The organism is Flavobacterium branchiophilum NBRC 15030 = ATCC 35035, assembly GCF_002217205.1.
In the GTDB taxonomy this organism is placed as follows: Bacteria; Bacteroidota; Bacteroidia; order Flavobacteriales; family Flavobacteriaceae; genus Flavobacterium; species Flavobacterium branchiophilum.
This window is the reverse complement of sequence record NZ_MUGT01000076.1, coordinates 1-1,989: the sequence shown is the minus strand read 5'-3', so window position 1 is coordinate 1,989 and position 1,989 is coordinate 1. Positions and strand designations below refer to the sequence as shown.

Annotated in this window: 4 protein-coding genes; 2 read left to right on the top strand and 2 right to left on the bottom strand. The window is 34.2% G+C overall.

What is annotated here, in order from left to right; genetic code table 11:
• Together B0A58_RS09530 and B0A58_RS09525 are read left to right on the top strand one after the other, a co-directional pair.
• Positions 1 to 423 (top strand): Uma2 family endonuclease (locus B0A58_RS09530; RefSeq protein WP_089080866.1); only part of this gene is annotated, 423 nt, incomplete at its 5' end.
• 12 nt (positions 424 to 435) lie between these two features.
• Positions 436 to 1,023, top strand: coding sequence for a Uma2 family endonuclease (locus tag B0A58_RS09525; protein ID WP_089080865.1), 588 nt, complete (start codon positions 436 to 438; stop codon positions 1,021 to 1,023).
• Here the strand turns inward: B0A58_RS09525 and B0A58_RS09520 are convergent.
• Both B0A58_RS09520 and B0A58_RS09515 read right to left on the bottom strand, forming a co-directional pair.
• A complete protein-coding gene (locus B0A58_RS09520; RefSeq protein ID WP_089080864.1) occupies positions 1,011 to 1,604 on the bottom strand; it encodes a hypothetical protein in 594 nt (197 codons plus the stop codon). The genes B0A58_RS09525 and B0A58_RS09520 overlap by 13 nt on opposite strands.
• A 102-nt stretch (positions 1,605 to 1,706) precedes the next feature.
• Positions 1,707 to 1,989: hypothetical protein (locus B0A58_RS09515; RefSeq protein ID WP_207758843.1), on the bottom strand; the 283-nt coding region annotated here is incomplete at its 5' end.

Genomic DNA, 1,989 nt, shown 5'->3' with positions numbered 1-1,989 from the left:
ACAATGTTGATTGGAGCTTTGTTCAAAAACAAAAGCTGTCGGGTATTTGCAGCCCCTTTCGACGTGCGTTTGCCAATTGCTTCCGCAAAAAAAGACGCAACGGTAGTGCAACCTGATTTGTGCATCATTTGCGACGAAAGCAAACTAGACGATTATGGTTGCAACGGTGCACCCGATTTGATTGTTGAAATCGTTTCGCCCAACAACAGCAAATATGATGTAGATACCAAATTCAAGCTGTATCAAGAAGCGGGTGTTATGGAATATTGGATTGTACAAACGGAGATGAAAACCGTGTTGGTGTACCGCCTGCAAAATGGCATTTATGTAGGCTCGAAACCTTATGCCGAAGGCGAAATTATTGAAAGTCCGTTGTTTCCAGAAATGACAATTGCGGTGGATGAGGTTTTTTATAGAGTTTAAAATAAAAAAAATATGGCAGTAATCACCCATTTTTCAGATTTAGATTTGACCAAAGAATATACATTTTCGGATTATTTGCAATGGCAATTTACCGAAAGGGTAGAATTGCTCAAAGGTTTTATCAAACAAATGAGCCCTGCACCAAGTAGAAAACACCAGACGGTTTCAAGAAATTTATCAGGAATATTTTATAATTTTTTATATAAAAAACCGTGTAATTTTTTTTCAGCTCCTTTCGACGTACGTTTGCCATTTGCTTCCGCAAAAAAAGACACAACGGTAGTGCAACCCGACTTGTGCATCATTTGCGACGAAAGCAAGCTAGACGATTATGGCTGCAACGGTGCTCCCGATTTGATTGTTGAAATCGTTTCACCTAACAACAGCAAATATGATGTAGATACCAAATTCAAGCTGTATCAAGAAGCGGGTGTTATGGAGTATTGGATTGTACAAACGGAGATGAAAACCGTGTTGGTGTACCGCCTGCAAAATGGCATTTATGTAGGCTCGAAACCTTTTGCCGAAGGCGAAATTATTGAAAGTCCGTTGTTTCCAGAAATGACAATTGCGGTGGATGAGGTTTTTTATAGGGTGTGAAAACTATCTAAGTTTAAATTCATTTCATTTTCAATTACTGTTATAAAACTTAATTCTTCGGGATGTTTTTTAAAATAGGTCAAATAAAAAGTATCGTCAAAGTTTTCAAAAAGATCATATAATCTATCTAAATGTTTTTTTCTTTGATTATACAAACTAGGATGGTTTAAACCTAAAAAGGCGATAAAATCAATAGCTTCCTGATCGTTTTCATCTATGGCTTCAAAGATATATTCGCCTTTGATGTATTGAATTCGTTTATTTAATTCTTCACTATTTTGATAAAATTTAGTTTCAAAAAAGCGATTATTTCTATATTTTTCATCTTTTTTATATAAGTTAGGTTTTGATAAAACGGCATAATAATTATAATAATCATCTTGATATTTTTTGGAACTATCAAAATGTTCAACTACAACACTATCCAAATCCATAAAATATTTTTCGGTATAAGCACAGAAGTTGTGCTGTTCTTGTATTAAAATTGCTCTGATAATAGCATTGTTTTTAGGGTTGGATTTTTTATAAACCAATCCTTTACATACAATTTCAGATAGATGGTTTTTAGAGAAAAATTTCATGGTTTAAAAATTGTATGAGGTACCAATAGCGGTTATTTTGTCGCTCAACTCCATTTTTTCATCCTCATTTGTGGACTTTCTTAAAGCTTGTTTGAGTGCTAATTATTTCTCCCAAAACTCCATTCCTTTTTTACCCATCAAATTTGGTAATTTGAAATCTCTTTCCAAAATATCGTTGGGATCATCGCCTGCAGGAGTTATTCCTTTGGAAGCTTTTACAGTTCCATTTTCGTCCCAATCTAAAATAATCCGTTCATAAGGTTCAAATTGTGCTGCAATTATTGGATTATGGGTAGTCATGAAAATTTGGGTATTGTTCTCGCCATTTTTATCATTAACAATTTCTTGATAGGTTTCAATAAGTTCACTCATCTTACGCAAAAAT